Below are 483 nucleotides of genomic sequence, written 5' to 3'. Positions count from 1 at the left end.
CCCGGTTTGCGACGTAGCGCACCAGATAGGTGCCCGGATCAACGCCGATGAAGCGATAACGCCCGGGTTGCGCTGTTGTGCTCGTACCGCTCTGCGACGTGGTCTGCGTTCCAACCACCGGCTCGCCCGGATCGCGCTGTCCGTTGGCATTCGTATCTTCGATGAGTTCAACCTCAATGCCATTAAGGATGGATTCGGAGGCATCGCGCTCGCCATTGCGGTTCCCATCGCGAAACGCGATGCCGCCTATGCGTGCTCCGCTGAAGTCGAACGTGACAGGCACGGCTACGCTTGCCGTCGATGGGTTCTCTGCCATGAAGCGGAGCGTGCCGCGGTAGGTGCCCAGGGGCAAGCCTTGAGGCGCAAACCCAACGGTTACCTCCCGTTGCTCACTCGGGAAGAGGGTTCCTGCCTGGGGCGTCGCATTCAACCACTGCGTGCCCACAGCAAAATCAATGGCCAGGTTGTCTTCCAGATACGAGC

At 61.1% G+C, this 483-nt stretch carries 1 protein-coding gene; it reads right to left on the bottom strand.

The genetic code is table 11. The features are described 5' to 3' along the window. On the bottom strand, positions 1-483 hold a 483-nt coding region (locus CRI94_RS17430), incomplete at both ends, for an SdrD B-like domain-containing protein (RefSeq protein WP_218919423.1).

This window comes from Longibacter salinarum (assembly GCF_002554795.1).
GTDB lineage: Bacteria > Bacteroidota > Rhodothermia > Rhodothermales > Salinibacteraceae > Longibacter > Longibacter salinarum.
Note: the sequence above shows the minus strand (reverse complement) of the source record. Positions and strands in the feature narration are given on the sequence as shown.